General features: G+C 44.6%; 13 protein-coding genes. All 13 read left to right on the top strand.

Annotation, left to right across the window (positions count from 1 at the left end; genetic code table 11):
- The 13 genes from rsmD to Q502_RS02320 all read left to right on the top strand — a co-directional run bounded on the left by rsmD (position 1) and on the right by Q502_RS02320 (position 21,102).
- On the top strand, positions 1–558 hold the full coding sequence (rsmD, locus tag Q502_RS02380) for a 16S rRNA (guanine(966)-N(2))-methyltransferase RsmD (RefSeq protein WP_099828780.1): 558 nt from the start codon (positions 1–3) through the stop codon (positions 556–558).
- The gene (locus tag Q502_RS02375; protein ID WP_099828779.1) at positions 555–1,004 is read left to right on the top strand and encodes a Mut7-C RNAse domain-containing protein; all 450 of its coding nucleotides are present in this window, start codon (positions 555–557) and stop codon (positions 1,002–1,004) included. Before rsmD ends, Q502_RS02375 begins: the two co-directional genes overlap by 4 nt.
- Positions 1,001–3,715: an ATP-binding protein gene (locus Q502_RS02370; protein WP_243392215.1), complete on the top strand. Its 2,715-nt coding sequence runs from the start codon at positions 1,001–1,003 to the stop codon at positions 3,713–3,715. The genes Q502_RS02375 and Q502_RS02370 overlap by 4 nt, the downstream gene beginning before the upstream one ends.
- Before the next feature lie 13 nt (positions 3,716–3,728).
- Positions 3,729–4,052 (top strand): response regulator, encoded by a 324-nt coding sequence (locus Q502_RS02365; RefSeq protein WP_102818856.1) that lies wholly within the window; start codon positions 3,729–3,731, stop codon positions 4,050–4,052.
- 23 nt (positions 4,053–4,075) lie between these two features.
- A complete protein-coding gene (locus Q502_RS02360) occupies positions 4,076–8,803 on the top strand; it encodes an SLBB domain-containing protein (protein ID WP_099828778.1) in 4,728 nt (1,575 codons plus the stop codon).
- 12 nt (positions 8,804–8,815) lie between these two features.
- Entirely contained in the window at positions 8,816–9,478 is a 663-nt protein-coding gene (locus Q502_RS02355) for a CpsB/CapC family capsule biosynthesis tyrosine phosphatase (RefSeq protein ID WP_099828777.1), read from the top strand.
- Between the two features lie 14 nt (positions 9,479–9,492).
- On the top strand, positions 9,493–11,703 hold the full coding sequence (locus Q502_RS02350; protein ID WP_099828776.1) for a polysaccharide biosynthesis tyrosine autokinase: 2,211 nt from the start codon (positions 9,493–9,495) through the stop codon (positions 11,701–11,703).
- A 102-nt stretch (positions 11,704–11,805) separates the two neighbouring features.
- Positions 11,806–14,580, top strand: coding sequence for an O-antigen ligase family protein (locus tag Q502_RS02345; protein WP_099828775.1), 2,775 nt, complete (start codon positions 11,806–11,808; stop codon positions 14,578–14,580).
- 60 nt (positions 14,581–14,640) lie between these two features.
- Entirely contained in the window at positions 14,641–16,548 is a 1,908-nt protein-coding gene (gene metG, locus Q502_RS02340) for a methionine--tRNA ligase (RefSeq protein ID WP_099828774.1), read from the top strand.
- A gap of 22 nt (positions 16,549–16,570) precedes the next feature.
- Positions 16,571–18,997: a DNA gyrase subunit A gene (gene gyrA, locus Q502_RS02335; protein WP_099828773.1), complete on the top strand. Its 2,427-nt coding sequence runs from the start codon at positions 16,571–16,573 to the stop codon at positions 18,995–18,997.
- Positions 18,998–19,028: 31 nt separating this feature from the next.
- On the top strand, positions 19,029–19,655 hold the full coding sequence (gene lexA / locus Q502_RS02330; RefSeq protein WP_099828772.1) for a transcriptional repressor LexA: 627 nt from the start codon (positions 19,029–19,031) through the stop codon (positions 19,653–19,655).
- A 26-nt stretch (positions 19,656–19,681) separates the two neighbouring features.
- Positions 19,682–20,143, top strand: coding sequence for a ribose 5-phosphate isomerase B (gene rpiB / locus Q502_RS02325; RefSeq protein ID WP_099828771.1), 462 nt, complete (start codon positions 19,682–19,684; stop codon positions 20,141–20,143).
- Positions 20,140–21,102, top strand: coding sequence for a histone deacetylase family protein (locus Q502_RS02320; protein ID WP_099828770.1), 963 nt, complete (start codon positions 20,140–20,142; stop codon positions 21,100–21,102). Before rpiB ends, Q502_RS02320 begins: the two co-directional genes overlap by 4 nt.
- Positions 21,103–21,149: the final 47 nt, after the last annotated feature.

Here is a 21,149-nt window from a genome sequence, read left to right as displayed (position 1 = left end):
ATGTTGGTCATAACCGGAGGGAAGTGGGCTAGACGATCTATAAAGACTCCTCCAAGGAGGAGTACAAGATATACACCTCAGTCCGCCAGAAAGGCCCTTTTCGATATAGTGGACGTGAGCTCGAAGACCTTTCTTGATCTCTTCTCAGGAAGCGGAATAATTTCTTTTGAAGCATTGAGTAGAGGCGCAATAGATGTAACATCAGTTGATTCATCAAAGAAGGCATGTCAATCAATTCTCGAAAGCAAGAATGGACTTGATCCTTCAGCGGACTTGAAAATAGTCTGCTCCGACTTCCGCAGAGCCATCCCTTCCCTCGTAAGAAAGGGTGTTGAATTTGATATTATCTTTGCAGATCCCCCTTTTGATGAACAATATACCAAACCTCTTATTGAATTGCTAGAACAAAACTCTGTCGTTCTAAACTCTAGAAGTCTCCTGATAGTCGAAACTTCAAAGAGAGAAAGCGATTCTCTTGCAAGAACCGGTACTCTGTTTAGGCTTATCGATCAAAGAGAATATGCAGGGATAGTATTCTCGATCATGGTGAAGAAATGAAGTTCCTAGTTGAAGACTCTCTTACAAAGCTGGCGAAGAAGCTCCGGTTTCTTGGCTTCGACACCGAGATATGCTCAAGAAATGAGATTGAAGGAGCTGTCAGCAATCGAGACGTATTTCTTACCAAGAGCAGGAAAGCTCTCGAAATTGCAATGAGATTCAGGATCAGATGTTACCTTATCAAATCGGAGAACTGGAAGTCGCAACTGAAGTCGGTCGTTCACAGGTTCAGGATAAGTCACAAAGATATCGATTTCCTCAGCAGATGTTCAAAATGCAACGGCGAGCTAGAAATAGCCTCTCTTGAAGATCTTTGCGGAGTACCGGACTACATACTACTTACAAAAGAGAACTTCTCAAAGTGCAAGAATTGCGGTCATATCTACTGGAAGGGAAGTCATGTTGAGCACATGAGAATGATAATAGAGATTGTCGAGAAGTGGTGATTGAACTGAGAGGAACGGGGTTTGAAACATCTTCTGATGAGATAATCCAGAGAATACTGAAAAGAATAGCGCTGGAAATCTCATCGGAACCATCACTCTTTATTCTGGAGAAGTACCGGGATGTCTTCAAGGAAGTGAATTTCAGAGAAGGATTCACCCGTACAGGAAGGGAAATTGGATTGAATAAGAATCCCTTTCTGAGAGAACTAAACAAAGCTGATGTGTTCGAGAAGGAGATAGTCCTTTCTACTCATCTCGAGGAACATAAGGAAAAGGTTAAGTTCATAGGTTTGTTTTGCGAGGGTGAACCGCTCGGCCTTTTGACCTTCCCTACAAAATCTAAAGTCAAAGGCTCACTCGGAAGCTGGATAAAGGAGCTAGAAATGGCTCTGCACTATTCAATCAAGAGATCGCTAGAAGAAGAAAGCTACAGGAGACTGAAGCTTGTCTCTCGATTAACTTCGGTTCTCGAAACGGAAACCGATTCGGAAGAGCTTGTATATAGATCTCTTGAAATTGCCAGAGAGATGTTAAGGGTTAGATGGATCTTCTTTCTTGAAAGGCTTGACACCTCATTTCACCTTAGGGCAGCGATTGGTGAAGGAACAAGTCCTTTACGAGGAATAGAGATGAGTATTTCCGATGAGCAACTTGATGCTCTCTCAAGAGAGAGGCTTTTTGTTTCAGCCAAGAAGTCGGATCTTTCATCAGTGATCTTCACAGAAGAAGTCTCCGTAGGTTCGTTCATAGCAGTTCCACTCTTGGTCGAGGGAATGGTAGTTGGATTGATTGTTGCTGCCGATAGAGAAGAGGTAGAAGGTGAATTCAGAGCTTACAAACACCTTGACAGAGAAGATTTGAAGATGCTTGATGATATGAGTAGAAGGATGGCAGTTGCCATAAGTAGGTTAAGACTTACTTCTCGACTGGAAATGGAAGTGAGAAAACTCAGGCAGCTCGGAAAGAAGCATGAGGAACTAATAAGCGAACAGAAAGAGCAACTCTTCAAATTGAGCGTGCTTCACAAAATCACAGAGGCAATGAAGAGAAGCCTTGACAGAGAGAGAATAATTAGAATTCTTCTTATGGGCGCAACCCACTCCTCCGGACTTAAATTCGATAGAGCAATATTCTTCAGAGTGGATAACGCACGTTCTGTTCTTGTTGAAGAGAGCAAAATGCTCTCAAAAAGCAGAGAAAACTCGGACAGATCAGTGTATAGCGATCTAGCAAGATATCTTCAGGATGTGTCGTTTGAGGAATCTTCAAATGATGAAAATGAATCTAGGGCGTTGATTTCTTACCCGGGTAATATCATCCTTGAGAGAGTAGTCCTGAGGAAGAAAATCGTTCACGTCACACCCGAAATGCTTAGGCTGAGAGGGGAAGAGTTGGCTCTTCTCAATAGGATCATCGGTTCAGATGAATACTTGATTGTTCCCGTATCCGGTGAAGAAGAAGTATTAGGAATTCTGATAATCGACAACAGTGATTCAGGAAAGAGAATCAGCAATGCCGATACGGAGATTCTCGGGTTGCTTGCCGACAGCACAGGGGTAGCTCTGGAGCTTACGGAGAACTACGAGAGAATTGTCCAGATGGCTGAGAGCCTTGAGAAGGAGAAAAACCTATCTAATTACTATCGTAGGTTTGTATCAAGTATTCTTCAGTCTCTCGAATCGGCAATAATCGTCTGTTCGGTTGAAGGCAAAATAACAGAGGTAAACAGAACCGCTGAGTTCCTTCTTGACGTCAATAGAAATGACATTATCGGAAAGAGCATCCAGTCCATGAATTTGAAACTCGACGGTATCATCGAACTACTCTTTGACGCGATGAGAATTGGAGAGACGATTACTTTGACTGATCAGCATTTTAACGCTTTTGGCGACAAGTATTTCGATGTTCAAATAACACCTTTGAGAGAAGAGAGAAGAAAGAAGCTTACCGGTGTGATTCTATCTCTAGATGAAATAACTAGAAGAAGAAAGCTGGAACAGGAGTTGAAAAGCAGAGAAAAACTCGCTGCTCTCGGAGAAATGTCTGCCAAAGTTGCTCACGAAATCAGAAACCCCATCACGATAATCGGCGGTTTTGTTAAGAGGATTCTGGCCTCTTCCGACAGGGAAAAAACTAGAGAATATGCGAAGATACTTATGGAAGAACTCCGTAGACTCGACAGCATAGTTGGAGAAGTACTAGAAGCCTCGCGAAGAAGGAGTGTAACAACGGACGAGAAGTTCGATCTCGTTTCCATAACACGCGAGATACTTGCCGGTTTTGAAGAAAAAGCCGTCCAAGAAAGTGTTAAACTTGTTCTATACTCAAGAAAAGATGAAATTGAGTATTACGGCAACAAAGACAGGATTAAACAGGTAATAATTAACCTTGTTCAGAACGCTATTGAGGCTTCTGAAAGTGATGGTGAAGTACGGATAACTATTCAAGAAGAAGATGATAGTATAAACTTTTCCGTCTGGAATGGCGGAAGAACGATACCAGAGGAGACGTTGAAGCGTATCTTTGAGCCGTTCTTCACTACCAAGACCTTTGGCACGGGTCTAGGACTTTCGATATGCAAGAAGATTGTTGAGGAACACGGGGGAGAGATTTCCGCTTCAAGCGGAAGCGGAGGAACTAACTTCACTTTCAGGTTGCCGACTAGAAGAGTTGGGAGGTTTGATCTTGAAAAAAAGAGTGCTGATAGTTGAAGATGAAAAGAACATGAGGCTACTCCTTGAAGAAGAGCTCAAGGAATCGGGATATGAAGTCGAGGGCTCAAGTAGCGCAGAAGAAGCTCTGAGCATCTTAAAGCAGGGAACATCGTTTGATCTCATTACTATCGATGTTGAAATGGAAGGGATAAATGGACTTGAGCTAGCCGGCATATTGCGCGAAAAATATCCTGATAAGAAGATCGTTCTTTTGACAGCGTACACACACTACAAACATGATCTCTCTTCTTGGGCCGCTGACGCGTATGTCGTTAAGTCACCCGATTTCTCGGAATTGAAGTCTCAGATCAAAAGACTCCTGGAAGAGAACTGAAAATTGGAGAAGGAGGAAGTTACATGCGTTTTAGAATCATCCCGCTTCTAATATTGCTTGTTATTACAGTTTCCCTTTTCGGATACTCGGTTAGACCAGGTGATCTGCTATTGATCTCTGTTTATGGTTCAGGCGATCTTTCCAGCGAAGTACTTGTTGGTCCTGACGGTACCGCTTCTATTCCACCGCTAGGAAATATTGCTTTACTGGGAAAGACTCTCGAAGAAATCCAATCTTTGCTGTCTTCTCAGTTCTTAAATCAGGGCATCCTTACATCTAAACCACAGGTTACGGTATCTGTGAAATCATATGCACCATTCATGTTCTACATCCTTGGGGAAGTAAACAAACCAGGGGCGATAGAGTGGCATGAAGGCACGATCGGAATCTCTCAGCTTCTTGCCCTTGCTGGCGGGCTCCAGGATGGGGCAGATCTCTCTTCTGCCTTCGTTGTCTATAAGGATGGAACCAGAAAGCACGTCGATCTGTCTTCCATTTTGTCGGCAGGCGAAGCTTTGAAGGAGAAGATTACGGAAGGTTCAACCCTATACGTTCCAACGGGTACAAAAGCATGGATCTTGACTATGGGAGAGTTCAGGTCACCTACTCTAGTGAAATTCAATCCAGGCATTACGTTAACCCAGGTTATTGCTAAGTCGGGCGGCCTTGCCGAAACGGCCGACAAAGAAGAGATTCTGATCATTAGCGACGAATTCCAGGGCAACTCATCCTCAATAAACCTGAATAGTATACTATTTGGAAGAGTAAGCGACCCGGAAGTCCCCGCCGGGAGTATCGTAATAGCAAACGATTCTTCATCAAAATCCGTGAAACTTCTTGGTGAGTTCAACAACCCAACATCGCTACCATACCGTGAAACACTTACCCTTCTACAGGCAATTGGAGAGGCCGGCGGCCTTAGACAAACTGCATCAGAAGGATTGTACATTCTGAGAAGTGGCGTCGCGGTGCCTGAGTCCTTTGAAGTCGATAAGCTCTTGAGCGGTTCAATCGATGACGTGAAATTGAATCCGGGTGATACGGTCTTCGTTCCTCGTCTGCGAGAAAGGTTCGTCTATGTCGCTTCAGCATCATTCGGCGGAAAAGTAGAATTCAGTATCGACGAGAATCTTACTCTTGTAAATGCTCTGGTTAAGGTAGACCTATACGACCCATCTAGTCTCGATTCTGTCGTGATAGTTGAACCTTCTGGAAAACGTTATGACTCCATCAAAAAAGAGGATATGCTTCTCGAGGCAGGTTCGATGATTATCCTGCCCCACGGAGAGAAGACGGTCTTTGTAACTGGAGAGGTTAGAAACCCAGGCTCTCTACCCTTTTCAAATTTCGAAGAAATCACTCTCAGTAGAGCAATTGCTAAGTCGGGCGGTCTTAATGAAAAGGCAGGACTTGTCGAGGTTCTTATGAAAGACGGAACAAGGCTCTTGTCAATAGAAGAGGCCACTAGAAGCTCTCTGGTTCTAGAACCGCAATCTATTGTTCTTGTTAGGGAGAAAGAACAGCGATTTGTCTACGTTGTCTCTTCCACAGAGGGAGGAAGAGTCGACTTTCAAGAGAATGAAGCCTTCACCCTGAGAAACCTTCTTGCCAGAATCAATCTCCTTAATTTCAAGTCAAGCAAGTCCATTTCGATAATTAGTTCAAACGGTACTAATCTAGAGATCCCTGCCTCGGAGTTGGAAGAGAAGGATTACTTCCTTGAACCCGGCTCAATCGTAATTGTTCCTGACACCAGCACTTGGGTATACTTGTTTGGAGAAGTGGGAAGACCGGGAAAAATCGAGCTAGATGAAGATGACCTTCTCTTAACCAGAGCCATTAGCGCGGGTGGAGGATTTTCGCAAAATGCCGACATTTCTTCAGTACAGGTTCTTTCAGGAACGAAAATAATCGACGTCGATCTCGATAGAGTTCTTAAAGGTCTTTCAATAGACCCGAAAATTGGGTATGACGATTTAATCTATGTTCCAAGAATCGACAACAGATTCGTGTACGTTATCTCCGACAACAGCGGAGGCAAAGTTGACTTCTCTTCGGGAGAGAAGATCACATTGAGAAACGCTCTGGCGAAACTAAATCTCGTAGAGATTTCCTCAGAGAAGGAAATAAGGGTGATATCTCCTGACGGCGGCGAAAGAAGGATTCCTATCAGTTCTCTAATAAAGACTGACTGGGAACTTGAGACAGGAAGTGTTGTGTTCTATCCGCAGGCAAGCAACGTGGCGAATGTTCTTGGGCGAGTAAGAAACCCAGGTACAATCACCCTGAAACCCGGTATCCCCTTCAACCTGGCTACCGTGATTTCCGCTGCCGGTGGTTTTGATGACTATGCTGACAGATACGGCATAACAGTAATTGACTCGAGAGCAGCCTCAATAACCGTATATACTATTGATGATCTATCGAAGGATACCCCTCCGTCTATTCCTGATGGAGCAACAGTCTTCGTGCCCGAGATAGAATCAAGATATGTGTACATTCTTGGTGGTGTAAAGGAGCCTGGGCTCAAATTGATTAGCAGAGAAGAACCGAATCCCACCCTGACAAAGCTAATAGCAATATCCGGAGGGTTAATCGATCCTCTATCAAAAAACGTTGAAATAGTTGAATCCGACCAACGCAAGAAACTTGACCTTCAGGCAGTTATAAAGGGCATATCACTTGATCCACAGATAACAAGTGGTTCAATAGTATACGTGCCCGAGACTTCAGAACGGTTCGTTTACGTTATCTCGAGAGAAAGAGGCGGGAGAGTTGACTTTTCTAGTAATGAGGAGATCACCCTTAGAACTGCCCTTGCAAAGCATAACCTGCTTGATTTTGACTCAAACAGTAGAGTAACTGTGATTTTTCCCGACGGAACAAGAAGAGAAAGACAGATCTCCGATCTCAAAGATAATGACATGGTACTTTCACCCGGATCGATAATCGTGTATCCCAACGTTCTCCGCCAGATATTTGTGGTTGGTGCAGTCAATAGTCCAGGATCAGTTCAGTTCGAGCCAGGAGAAAAAGTTACATTGACTACTCTAATTGCAAGAGCTGGCGGGATGACGCCACTTGCACTCAGCAACAAGATACAGATAACAGATCCTTTTGGTAGAACTTCCACAGTAAATGTTGACCCAATACTACTAGGAAAGGCCCTCGATCTTACGCTCGAAGATGGGTCCTTCGTATATGTACCAGTTTATGAGGCTGTTAGAGTGAATGTAATTGGAGAAGTTAGAAACCCGGGAATCGTCGAGTTTTACAAGAATGAGACCCCTAGCCTGATGCTAGCCATTTCCAAGGCCGGCGGTCTAACAAATAGGGCTGCTACTAATATAAAGATCACAGATCAAGACAGAGAGATTCGCTGGTTCGACCTAATTGAAGGTGAAGACATTCATTTGTCGGCAGGTCAGACTGTGTACATTGCCGGAGATGACCGCTACGTTTATGTTAGCGGAGAGGTGAATTCTCCTGGCAAGTTTGAGTTTTCCTTCGAAGAGGAGATCACTGTTCTCAGAGCACTTGCGAGAGCAGGAGGAGAGAAGATTACTGCTTCAGATCAAGTTAGGATTCTCATGCCTTCCGGAGAGATTCTCCCGATTAGTCTGGCTGAAGTCAAAAACGAAGGTAGAGATACGGTAATTGAAGCGGGAAGCACGGTTATCGTTCCAAGAAAGGTGATTAGGATAACTGTTCTGGGTGCAGTAAACAATCCAGGCCTCTACACATTTAGCGTAGATGAAAGCCATTCTCTTTCTGATGCAATAGCCAAAGCGGGCGGAATAGTTGACGAGAATCAGGTTGGAAAGATAGTAATTCATGATGGAAAATCCGTCAGCGAGTTCACCGCATCGGTTCTGCAAAAGCGAGGGGATCCTCTATCAGACAACTCATACATTTATGTGTCGAGCAAATCCTTGATATCAATCACAGTGCTCGGCGATGTAGTAAGACCTGGAAAGTACGAGATCAGCGGAGAAAAACCTTCATTGGCGACAGCGATTGCAGTTGCTGGAGGACTCGACAAATCAGTGACTACGCTCAGTCTTGTAGGAATCGATGGCACAATAAAGCTGGTAGATGCACTGAAGACCGAGGAACTGGCTAGAAGCTATGTTAAGGATGATGATACCATTGTTGCGCTAAGAAACTATGATTCATTCGTTACTATCGTAGGAGACGTCAAGTCACCAGGCATATTCTCTGTTTCAGAATATGGGGAGCTTTCGCTTGCAGAACTACTGAGTCTTGCAGGGGGTCTTGCCAGCTTCGAAACCAGGGGCAGAATCTTCATCTCTTATTCCGGAAAGACTGAAGAAGTGATTACTACCCCGGAAGATTTCCTCACATTAACCAGAAGGACTGTCTCACCGGGGTCAACGATATATGTTCCTTATTCTGAACCCGCCAGAGTGTACGTCTTTGGCGAAGTGCAGAGACCGGGAGTTGTAAGGTTCTATGATGGCATAACGGCAATCGAGGCGGTCGTCGAGGCGGGAGGTCCCACAAGTTATGCAGTGTTAGGTAACGCGCTGCTGTTCCAGGACCCTGACAAACAGCCTCTAGTACTTGATCTTGATCAGCAGAAGGGAAAGCCTGCGAAAGGCAACGTTCCTTTGACGCCGGGAAACATCATTTTCGTTCCCCAGTCGTCTATCGTGAACATCAAGGACATCATGTCGATTGTTGCTTCATCGCTTAGCATAGTGAATTCGGCCGTCGGCATATTCAAGTGAGGTTGATCTGCATTGAATATCGACTCTCACTGCCATCTGCTCCCTGGAGTGGATGACGGTGTTGATAGCATTGAGGAGTCTCTGGCACTCCTTGAAGAAATGAAGCTCAAGGGGCTTCAGAGACTTTACTTGACACCTCACCTTTTTTCCCCGATGAGTCCTTCCGATCCTGAACGGATAGTGAAGAGATGGAACGAATACCATTTTGAACTGAACTCTCACTCAGTTGAAGTCTTGCTTGGCTCTGAGATATTCTTTAGACCAGAGATACTGGATGCCGATCTGATTACTATGGGTGGGTCAAACACTGTTCTATTGGAGCTTCCAACGCAGCGAAGACCTCACTATCTGTTTGAAGTGATCGAAAAACTGCAGGTCAAGGGATTAAGAATAATACTTGCTCATGTTGAGCGTTATGAATACCTTTTCAGAAAAAGCGGGTTGTTTTTTGGCAAGCAAGAGCTTACAGACGATATACTTAGGCTTAGAGACATGGGAGTTCTCTTTCAGGTAAACTGGAACAGTCTCGACAAGAATCCCAGAACTCGGGTTCTTATCAACGAAGGAATAGCCGAGATCATTGGAAGCGATAAACACAAGTCTGGCGACAACAGACTCTTAATAGATTTTCACGATGATCGATATAGGCTTTTTTTGAACGATTACTATCTCTAGATGGAGGTGCTTTCGTGAGCGAGTTCGAGGGCAGCGATTATAGGGAACTAACTCTTGAAGACATTTTTAGAATGTTTAAGAAGCGAATGGTTCTCTTCATTTCTATTGTACTTGCGGTAGTTGTTGTCACAGGCGTTTATCTCATTTTCGCTACGCCAATTTATGAAGCCAGCGTCACCATCAAAGTCGATCCAACCTCTCAATCATCTGTGGGGGATCTCTTTAGTAGTTCCCTTACAGGGAGCTCGGGATCGAATATCTCAACCGAGGTTGAACTTATTAAGAGCAGGACGAACATCGAAGAGATAATCGAAGTGCTCGGGTTGGTCGACAGAGTATATTCAGAAGATACGAAGGCTCGGCTACTATCGGAAGGTTATTCGGACCGTGATCTAGTAGCTTCACTCACGCGAAGTATTTCATCAATGATAACTGTCTCACCTGTTAAGGATACCAGGATTGTCAGAGTCTCAGTTCAGAACAAGGACCCCGTTCTTGCGAGGGATATCGCCAATACTCTAGCCGAGGTTTACAATACCAAACTGGCAGAATTGTCAAAAAGAGACCTGACAAGAAAACGTGAATTCATTGAGGCACAGATCCCACTTCTGGAGAGCGATCTGAACGAGGCTACCGATAAGATAAAGCAGTTCAAAGAAGAAACAGGCATCTACGTACTCGACAAGCATGCCGATCAACTATTCCAAATGCTCAGCAACTATGACAAGCAGCACAACGAACTGATGATCTCCGCTGAAGAGAAGAAAGCTGAAATCGAAACTTACCAGAGTATGCTCGACGATTTTGACAGCATTGATTCAAAGAGCATAAAGGCACTTTGGGTTCAGACATCTGAGAGTTTTTCCGTAAACCCCGTGCTTACCAGTCTAAGACAGAGCCTTGCAACTCTTCAAGTTGAGCTTGCTTCGCTGGAGGAGCAGTATCCAAAAACTGACCCTAGAGTGAGATCGAAAATCACAGAGATTTCGAAGACTGAGAGTTTGATAGCAGAACAGATTCAAAACGAGTTCATAGTCTCAGGCCAGGGCATGACCTTGAATCCTGCGTACCAGCAGATAATAACTGGCGTCATCAGTTCAGAAGCAGGATTTCAAATCCTTCAAGCTTCGATTCAGGCAGTGGGTCTTTTGAGGGACCAGTATCAATCTGAACTGAGAAACCTGCCGGCAAAGGAGCAACAGCTGCTCGATCTTGAGAGGCAGATAGCAGTTAAAGAGAGCCTCTACACCTTGCTTCTGGAGAGACTTGAGGAGGCAAAGATCAGTGAAGCTGCCGTAGTTGGAAACGCTGCAATTGTCGACCCCGCGACCGTGCCTCAGTCGCCGGTGAAACCCAACAAGAAACTATCTCTGGCCATTGGAGGCGTTTTGGGGATCTTTCTTGGAATGCTAATGGTCTTTCTTGCCGAGTACCTCGACAAAACTCTCAAGACAGAGGAAGAGATAGAACGTTTCAGTAGGCAGCCGATAATCGGAAGAATTCCGAGTATCGAAGGAACAAGCGAAGAAATGTATGTAGAGAAAAACCCAACGGCACCTTCTTCAGAATCGATAAAGCTTGCAGCAAGCAATCTCTCTTTCACGATGGGCGAGGGAAAGACGGTGGCAGTTACATCGGTTCTCCCTACTGAGGGAAAGAGTTTCGTAATTGCAAATATCGCCTATTCAATGGCAAACAGCGGTCAAAGAGTAGTCCTCCTGGACCTTGATCTGCGTCGCCCCAGGGTCGAAAAGATACTCAAAGCTGGCAAGAGAACCAAGGGCGCGGTGGATGTGATAATGGGAACTGCCTCAATTGATGACGTTGTCGAGAACTACGCTGAAAACATGGATTTCATAGGAGTGGGAATCATTCCCCCAAATCCCACAATAGTCCTTTCGTCGAAAAGGATCGACACTCTCCTTTCTGAACTGAAGCAGAGATATGACAGAGTTCTGATAGATATGCCACCGGCGGTTGTCACTTCAGACGTTTCTTTGGTGGGAAACAAGTTAGACGGAATCGTGCTAGTTGTTAGGCCCGGAAGGGCAATAAAGGATGGCTTGAGAATAGTTGTGGAGAATCTCAAGACCGTGGGAGTGAAGATTCTTGGAGTAATAGTCAATGGAGTAGATGAGAAGAATTCAAGCTATTACTACCACTACTATTACTATTACAACGAAGAAGGAAAAAGAAAAAAGAGAAGGAAGAGAACCAGCAAGTAGAAGTTTCAGGCAATAACGTTGCTTTTTGGCAAGCTATGAAGACAACATATTGAGAAGGTATCTCTTTGTAGAATTCTAATCTCATTTTTCGAGGTGGTCTCAATGACGGAGAAGAAACAACTAATAGACTTCGAAACCATTGTTTATCTGATTCTGACTCTGTTTATTCCTTTGTTTGTCACCAAGGGATTCACACACGAGCCTTCAACCGGAAAACATCTCTTCTACGTTGTCGGATTCACAGTAATCTTCCTTTCTGTGTTTATTAGGAAGAGAGAGGTTTTGATGCGATTTGGGTACGTACATCTGGCCTTTTTCGGAATCGGAATCGCTGCCTTACTCTCGTTGATTGTGGTTTCGATGGACAATCCTCAGTACTTCAGGTACTCTTTGGAGATTGCTCTTTATGTTGTGTTCCTTTCCTTCACCGCGATCTATATTTCCAGCAAATGGGACTCCGTCGAGAAGATTGAAGTAATTATGCTGTTCTTCTTGATTGGAGCAGCCGTTGTCGCAGCTGATGCACTCCTTAACTTCTACCTGGGATTTGACATTTTTCTAGGCAAGGTCGGAGAACCTTTTGCAAGAGCCTCCGCTAGATCGACTATTGGAAACCCGAATTTCGTCTCTGATTACATGGGCATGACAATTCCTATGATCTTCTATTTCCTGATCTCCAGAAGACCACTCGGGATTCTGTTCAAGAGTGCAAGAAGTCAACTTATCCTTAAGATAATCATGCTGGTATTCTTGATTCCGATGGTAGCCTCTGTATTTGTATCACAGACAAGAACGGTAATAACTGCGATATTCATAGGCAATCTACTATTCTTGCTATTGTACTTCTTCTTGAGGAAAGGAAAGAAGCCAGAAGCTCTGGAAACCTCTGAAGAGAAGAAGTTGAAAAGACTCTCACTCATCTTTCTTCTCTTGGCTCTAGTAATCATAGCCGTATTGTCATATCTTTATCTCACACCATCTCCCCTGACCGGCGACGGAAAAATCAATATCACTGCCAGACTTGAATATGTATTAACTTCCTCTGGATCGTGGAAAGAGAGGTTCTCAGCATGGTACAACTCGCTTTTCCAGTGGCTCGATGATAACAATAAGCTGAGAATCCCTTTCGGGAGTGGAATCGGAACGTTTCAGCTGTATCATCTCTTATACAGTCCTCAGGTACTTAACCATAGTCCTGACTTCATGCCTGTATGGAATAATTTCAAGAGGACTCACAACGACTACATCCAGGGTCTGGGAGAGATGGGAATCATCGGCCTCCTCTTCATTGTATTGATGGTCGGCCTACTGGTCTTCAGGTACGTAAAAAACTTGTTCAGAATAGACAATAAGAGGGATCTGCTGCTTTATGGCTCCCTGGGAGCGGGAATATTTTCCCTGGCAGTTCACAGTTTCTTTGAATTTCCTCTCCATATGCAGCCAAATCTTATGCTGGCCATCTTTTTGGGATCTATCGCCGTTGGAAAGTACTTCAATCCAGATCTTAAGGAAAGAAAGCTTCCAAGAGTTCCTGCTGTGGTGGCCTTGTTCGCTATAGCCGCCGTACTGATCTTCCTGAAGACGTCGGCGTTTCTTGGAGAGGGCTTCTTCAGGATTGGACAAACTAACCAGCAGTATTATCTTGCTTACTATAATCAAGCACAGAACATCAATCTAAGTGCTCTTCAGCAAATCAAGAATGAGATCAGCACTTTCTCTGGCAACTACGCTCACCTGCAAGATGTCGCGAGTTATATGAATGTGAAGGGAAGCGAGATCCGATCGAAGTATCCTGGCGCCAATCAAATCGATCTTCTTGAGCTAGCTGAAAAAGAGAGACAGAGCGAGATCAGAAAACTATTGGATGAGATAAACAATCGAATAAACCAGTACAACTTCTATATTTCCAAGGCGGGGGAGTTCTATGATAAGGCATTAGACGATTTCAAACTTTCAAATAGACTGTATCCCGTATTTGGCAAACCCTTATGGTATATTGCAGGCCTGGGGACAAAGGCACAGCGACTTGAGACAGTGAGAGACAACCCGGAGCTCATGAAATCGATTCTAACAGGGAAGGATGAGTATTCCTCTGACATAATACTTGAGTTCAAGGGAGATCCCGAAATAATTCCGGTTCATAGAACAAGCATTAGAACTCTTCCGTTCGCTGAGTTCTTCCAGAAGCACGCTTCGGTTTTCGACAATCCTGAACTTGTGTCGGGCTTACAGCTTTACTTCATTACACAGATTCAGATGATACTCGATGCTGCCGACTACTATGAATCATCTGTTATACTGTTCAGCGAGCGCCAGACGCCAAGGATTCTTGGCCGCCTATACACAAGCTTGAATAGCGAACTCAAGAAGTACTTCAACTTCATCAATTCTAGAGAAAGCACTGTGGTCTCTGCCTTCGGAGAAAGCGGAGAGTTCAGGCAGATAATCATAGATCTGGTATACGAAAGTGGTATTCGAGCAACTTACTGGTTTGATCTTGCGATCACTCTTCTTCCCGGCACATGGAACAGATACCCGGACTGGGAGGACATCTACATTGAATACTTGAACTCAATACCCTCGATTGTTGATTCTATAGATGCACAGAAACTGAAGATACTTGAGGTTGTCCGGAAACACGTATGGGCCTGTGAGAACATGGGACCGGCAACTCCAGACGAAACACTGCAATTCGCAGTACAGTGGGGCAGATCAAATCTTTCTGGAGAAGAATTAAGTAACTTCGAGCAAAATCTGAAAAATATTTACGAAAGAGTGGTCAATCTAAATAGGGATCTGATTGAGAAGACGCCCAATCTTCCAGAGAAAACCGTTGATCAGATACAAAGCTTAATCTCGCTCTTCGAAACGCTTTGAGTGATTTTCCCTGGTATACATTTAGCTAGGTAAATGATATAATACTTCTGGAGGTGTCCTTTGAAGAAGTTCTATGTTACCACGCCAATATACTACATAAATAGTGAGCCTCACATTGGCTCTGCCTATACTACAATAATTGCAGATGTAATTGCCAGATATAGGAGACTCTCCGGCTATGAAGTATTCTTCCTCACTGGCACCGATGAGCACGGTCAAAAGGTCTTGAATGAAGCGCTAACGAGAAATATCAATGCTCAGGAATACTGCAATATAATGGCCGCCAAATTTATAAAGCTCTGGAAAGATCTTGAATTGACGAACGATGGGTTCGTGAGAACTACTGATGAGAATCACATGAGAGCCGTGCAGGAATTCGTTTCACGACTAAAGGAAAACGGTGATATATATAAGGGAAGATATGAAGGGTGGTACTGCATACCAGATGAAACTTTCTGGAATGAGGAAGATCTGAAGGAAGGAAAGACTTGCCCAGAATGTGGTCGCGAAGTGAAATGGGTGAGTGAAGAGAACTACTTTTTTAGACTTTCTAAGTACAATGATCCTCTTCTCAAACTCTACAAAGAGAACCCTGAATTTGTCCAACCGTATTTTAGAAGAAATGAAATGCTGAAAATTCTCGAATCCGGGCTGAAGGATTTAAGTATAACGAGAACGTCTTTCAATTGGGGGGTACCGATGCCTGACGATCCAGAACACGTGATTTATGTTTGGGTGGACGCGCTGATAAACTACTTGAGTGCAATCGGGTTCCCGAATGATCACGACTCCTTTGAACGGTATTGGCCCGCCGATGTGCATCTGATTGGAAAGGAGATAAATCGTTTTCACTCAATTATTTGGCCAGCTATGCTTATGTCTGCTGGAATCTCTTTGCCTAAGCAGGTTTATGCCCACGGATGGCTAACAATTAATGGTCAGAAGATCTCCAAGTCATTGGGAAACGCGATAAGTCCGATGAGCTTTGTCAAGGTTTACGGTAACGACGCTCTGAGATACTACCTCCTAAGGGATATCCAGTTTGGTCGCGATGGCGACTTTTCCGAAGACAACCTTATTGGCAGAATCAACGCAGATCTTGCAAACGATCTGGGTAATCTTCTGCATAGAACAGTCGTGATGATTCAGAAGTTCAATGACGGAGTTGTTCCTGAAAGAGGCGTAGAAGAGATGGTTGATGAGTCCCTTAAAGAGCTTTTGGAAAGCACCTTTTCCACATATGTGGACTCAATGGATAGACTCAGGTTCACACAGGCACTTGAAAGCGTCTGGGAACTCATAAGATATGGTAACAAATACATCGATCTGACTGAGCCATGGAAGCTCGGGAAAGACAACGAAAAGAAAACGAGACTAGACACTGTCCTGCACAATCTTGTCTGTGTTCTTGGAAATGTGTCGTTAATGATTGAACCGGTTATGTTCAATACTGCAAAGGAGATTCGAAAGCGATTAGGTATTGAGTCGAGAATGACTCTTCAAGACCTTGACTGGGCCGATCCGCTTTTTGGAAGTAGAGTCAGTCACGGTGAACCGATTTTTCCGAGAATTGACATAGAAAAACATAAGAAGGTGACAGACTTGAACGGTCAGGATACTAAGCCTGAAACAGAAAATAACGTTCTGATAGCAATCGACGAATTCACCAGGGTTGAACTTAGGGTGGCGGCTGTAATTGAGGCGGAGAACGTTCCGAAATCCAAGAAACTTGTCAAGTTGCAGCTCGATCTAGGTGAACTTGGCAAGCGGCAGGTCGTAGCTGGAATCGCTCAATTCTACAGCCCGGAAGAATTGGTCGGTCTGAAGGTGGTGGTGGTCGCTAATCTTCAACCTGCAAAACTGATGGGGATTGAGTCAAACGGGATGCTTCTTGCCGCAAAGATAGGAAATGCGCTTTCACTGCTAACTGTTCATAAGGATCTGCTTCCAGGCGCCAAAGTTTCGTGACAAGTAGAGGAGGAATACGTCTTTGCCTGAAGAAATTATCCACAAGAATATTGATGATGAACTGATTAATTCATACATGCTCTACTCTATGAGCGTTATAGTAGGGAGAGCGATCCCGGATCTGCGCGATGGTCTGAAACCTGTTCAGAGAAGGATTCTTTTCGGGATGTCGGAATTGGGTCTTCGTCATAATCAAAGTTTCAAGAAAAGCGCCCGTATAGTCGGAGAAGTCATGGGAAAGTTCCATCCCCACGGCGATGCTGCCATTTACGACGCTCTAGTGAGAATGGCTCAACCATTCTCTATGCGTTATCCTCTTGTCGAAGGGCAGGGCAACTTCGGATCAGTCGATAGAGATCCTCCCGCTGCCATGAGGTATACCGAAGCACGAATGCAGACTCTTGCAGAAGAATTGCTTCAGGACATCGATAAGAGCACCGTACCGATGATGCCGAATTTTGATGGGTCTCTTTCAGAACCTGATGTGCTTCCTACTAAAATCCCAAACCTACTCCTGAATGGCACTTCTGGAATTGCCGTGGGAATGATGACGAGCATACCACCACACAACCTAATCGAAATAGTTGATTCCCTAAATCTGCTGATCAAGGATCCAGATTGTACGGTTTCCGATCTCTTGAAATTCGTGAAGGGACCGGATTTTCCTACTGGCGGAATGATAATGGATGCAGGATCCATCCCTTCAATATATGAGGAAGGGAAAGGAAGAATCACCATTAGAGCTATTGCCGAGATTGAAGAGTCAGGTGGAAGTCCTCAAATAGTTGTCCATGAGATACCTTACAACATATCGAAGGCAGATCTAATTCAGCAGATAGTTAGCGCAACTCAGAACCACCGCGACCTTCAGATAAGAAACATAAGGGATGAGTCCGATCAAAAAGGGCTCAGGGTAGTTATTGAACTGAAACGCGGTGCCGATCCTAACGTAGTCCTTAATCTTCTTTTCAAGCATACACAGCTTCAAACAACCTTTAGCGTGAACATGCTGGTTATCGACGAGAAGAAGCGCCCAAGAGTAATGAATCTTAAGCAAATACTTCAGGGCTTTCTTTTTCACCGGTTCAATGTAATTAGAGCAAAGACTGAATACGATCTTGAGCAAGCATCCAGAAGAGCTCACATTGTCGAGGGGCTGACGAAGGCGACAAGATCTATTGATACAGTTGTAGACATAATAAGGAATTCGGCTAATACGGAAGAGGCATCCAGGAATCTGATGGAAACACTTGAAGTAACTGAGGAGCAAAGCGCCGCGATTCTAGACATGCGAATGGGCAAGCTTACAGGAATGGAAATCGAGAAGCTTCTCAGTGAGTACAGGGATTTGGTAGCCAAGATCAACGAGTACAGATTGATTCTAGGAAGTGATGAAAAGGTCTATGAGATCATTGTTAAGGAGCTCGATGAAATAAAGACCAAGTACGGAGATGCTAGACGCACAAGGATTGATTTGGGCAATGGAAGGGATTTTGACATCGAAGACATGATTCCGGATGAAGAGATCGTCTTGATGGTAACAAAGAAGGGGTACATAAAATCTACACCTCTTGAAAGTTACAGAAAGCAAGGGCGTGGCGGCAAAGGCGTCATCGGAGTAAGAACGGGCGAAGAGGATTTCGTTGTCAACATTCTTACAACAACCAGGCTTAGCAAGACAGTTATCATCACATCAAAGGGAAAAGCATACGTACTTAGCAACCACATCATCGATCACTCTTCTAGAGACTCAAAGGGAAAGCTTCTCGCCAACTACATCAAGATCGATCCCGATGAGAACGTACAGGCAGTCCTTTCAACGAGAAAGGAAGAGGTTCAAGGAAAGCATCTGGTTATTACCACTAGATCTGGCAAGATCAAGAAGACGGTATTCGAGGCCTTCCTGAATGTGAGGGTATCCGGAATTAGGGCAATCGGTTTGAACGAGAACGATAGGGTGATAGATGCTTCACTTGCATCAAGGGAAGATGATACCATTATTATTTCAACAAGGAACGGTATGGTAACTAGATTTCCGCTTGTACAGGTACGTGCAATGGGAAGAGGAGCAGCAGGAGTTATGGGCATAAGACTGAAGAAGAATGACGAGGTCGTTGGAGCCAGCATCGTTTCTGCTGACGACAAAAGATTCCTCCTGACAACTACAGAAAAGGGAGGAGGAAAGAGAACCTGCATTTCCGAGTATAGATGCCAGAATCGGGGAGGCATGGGTGTAAAGAACATCTACGGACTCGAGAAGATCGGTCCTGTTGTCGGAACTCTCGTCGTGACCGACGAAGACGAGATTATTCTTGCGACCAAGTTGGGCATGTCAATAAGAATTCCTATCTCACAAGTTAGACCGACCGGAAGAATAACCAAGGGAGTTAGGATAGTGGACCTAAAAGAAAACGATACCGTCGCTACGATGGCAGTTGTCGTTGATTAATAACCCAGCCAAGAATAGGGGGTGTAATGAATTGACTCTGACCGAGAAACAAAAGAAGATTCTGGAGTACATTGAGAATTTCATTAAGCTCTATGGTTACCCGCCTAGCATAAGAGATATCTGCAGAGACTTTGAAATATCTTCTCCAAGGGGAGTGGCAAAGCATCTTGAGTCACTTGAGAAGAAGGGTTACATTGAAAGAACCGGCGTTTCTCGCGGAATAAGAGTCTTGAAGAGTCCTGACGGCTCATCGCTTGAACCTGGCGAAGATGTTGTCATGCTCCCTGTTATTGGTAACGTAGCAGCGGGTGAGGCTGTCCAAGCTGTCCAGACTGAGGAAGAGAAGATTCCTGTTCCTTTGTGGATGATAAGAAGAGGTTTTGAATACTACATGCTGAAAGTAACCGGGAACAGCATGATTGACTCTCATATCATGAGCGGTGACTTTGTTATTATTAGAAAACAGGAATGGGCTAATAACGGTGATATTGTTGTGGCCCTAATAGACGACGAGTATGCTACCCTTAAGAGATATGAGAACGAGGGACCTAAGATTAGGCTGGTGCCTTCAAACCCGGAGATGCTTCCAATTGTCGTTGAAGCAAACAGGGTGAAAATCCAGGGACGGCTTTCCGGTGTACTCCGCTGGTACAAATAGCAAAGCCATTTCTAAGGAGTATGGACATGAAAATCGCAGTTGCTTCTGATCACGCTGCCTATCAGCTCAAAGATTTCGTTGTAAACTACATCAGAGAAAAGGGTCATTCAGTGGTCGACTTCGGTCCTGAATCTGGTGAACGATCTGTTGATTATCCAGACTATGCCGATAAGGTATGTAAGTCGGTAACGAGCGGAGACTCCGACTTCGGTGTTTTACTATGTGGGACTGGAATTGGCATGTCGATTGCCGCAAACAAGCATCGGGGTGTTCGCGCTGCTCTTTGCCTATTTCCGGAAATGGCCGCACTTGCCAGAAGGCACAACCATGCTAACGTTCTCGTGCTGGGTGGAAGGTTGATAGGTAGCGAGCTAGCCGGTTGGATAGTGGAAGCTTTTCTCGCTTCATCTGAAGAGGGTGGACGTCACCAGGTCAGAGTGAACAAGCTTGAGACTGGACCTTCCGGGGACAGGGTGAATGGAAATTGATAACTTACTATGACAGAAGACATCTCTTTCATCTACCTATGAAAGAATTGGAAGACGGCCTTTGGATCGAAAATCCGGACAAACCTGAAAGGATAGAGGCAATTCGCAGCACGCTGGAGACCGCGGGCTTTCGTATTAGGGAACCAAGAGATTACCACTGTTCTCATCTTTATCAGGTGCATACACCAGAGTACGTTGAATGGTTAAGAGAAAAGAGTCTCTCAGTATCAAGAGACAGAGAGTACTTCCCCGAGGTCTTTGGATATGACAAACTCTTCGATACTGGCACGCCGGTCACCTCGGGTTGCTATGTTGGAGGGCTTGCTGCCGTTTCCACAGCCTTAAACGCCGTCGATTCAATCCTCGACAGTGAAAGTGTTTCCTATGCTCTTTGCCGACCCCCAGGACATCATGCCGGTATATCGACTGGTGGAGGATACTGCTACTTCAACAATGCAGCAATTGCCGCGCGATACTACCAAAAACACACTAGAGGCTTCGTCGCAATTCTTGACGTCGATTTCCATCATGGAAACGGAACTCAGGAGATCTTCTACTACGACGACACGGTATTCTATGTCTCCATTCATGGCGATCCAAAGATATTCTACCCCTGGATAAGCGGCAACTCTTGGGAGATTGGTTCCGATTCGGGCGAAGGTTTCAACATGAATTTCCCTCTTCCGGGTGGCACAGAGGGACCTGAATACATGCGAACTCTTTCGAAAGCACTTCAGGAAATCGATGATTTTTCCCCTGACTTGCTTATAATTTCTCTTGGAATTGACAGCCACAAAAACGACGGGATAGGCCATTTCAGCCTGAACAATGAGGACTTCTCAATGATGGGGAAACTCATACAGGAAGTTGATGTTCAAAAGCTTATTGTACAGGAGGGTGGCTACAACCCTGTTGCGAACTCAGAATCTGTGCTTAACTTTTTGACTGCAGTAGTTTAACTCAACTCACCAATAAAGAAAGCGCGACTAAGCCGCGCTTTCTTTAT

This window comes from Mesotoga sp. Brook.08.YT.4.2.5.2., from assembly GCF_003351125.1.
GTDB lineage: Bacteria > Thermotogota > Thermotogae > Petrotogales > Kosmotogaceae > Mesotoga.
The sequence above is the reverse complement of the archived record's forward strand: the minus strand, read 5'-3'. Positions and strand labels throughout refer to the sequence as shown.

What these genes read in the sequence shown, in the direction of transcription:
- rsmD (WP_099828780.1), top strand. Translation starts at nt 1, where the DNA reads ATGTTGGTCATAACCGGAGGGAAGTGGGCTAGACGATCTATAAAGACT.
- Q502_RS02375 (WP_099828779.1), top strand. Translation starts at nt 555, where the DNA reads ATGAAGTTCCTAGTTGAAGACTCTCTTACAAAGCTGGCGAAGAAGCTC.
- Q502_RS02365 (WP_102818856.1), top strand. Translation starts at nt 3,729, where the DNA reads ATGAGGCTACTCCTTGAAGAAGAGCTCAAGGAATCGGGATATGAAGTC.
- Q502_RS02360 (WP_099828778.1), top strand. Translation starts at nt 4,076, where the DNA reads ATGCGTTTTAGAATCATCCCGCTTCTAATATTGCTTGTTATTACAGTT.
- Q502_RS02345 (WP_099828775.1), top strand. Translation starts at nt 11,806, where the DNA reads ATGACGGAGAAGAAACAACTAATAGACTTCGAAACCATTGTTTATCTG.
- rpiB (WP_099828771.1), top strand. Translation starts at nt 19,682, where the DNA reads ATGAAAATCGCAGTTGCTTCTGATCACGCTGCCTATCAGCTCAAAGAT.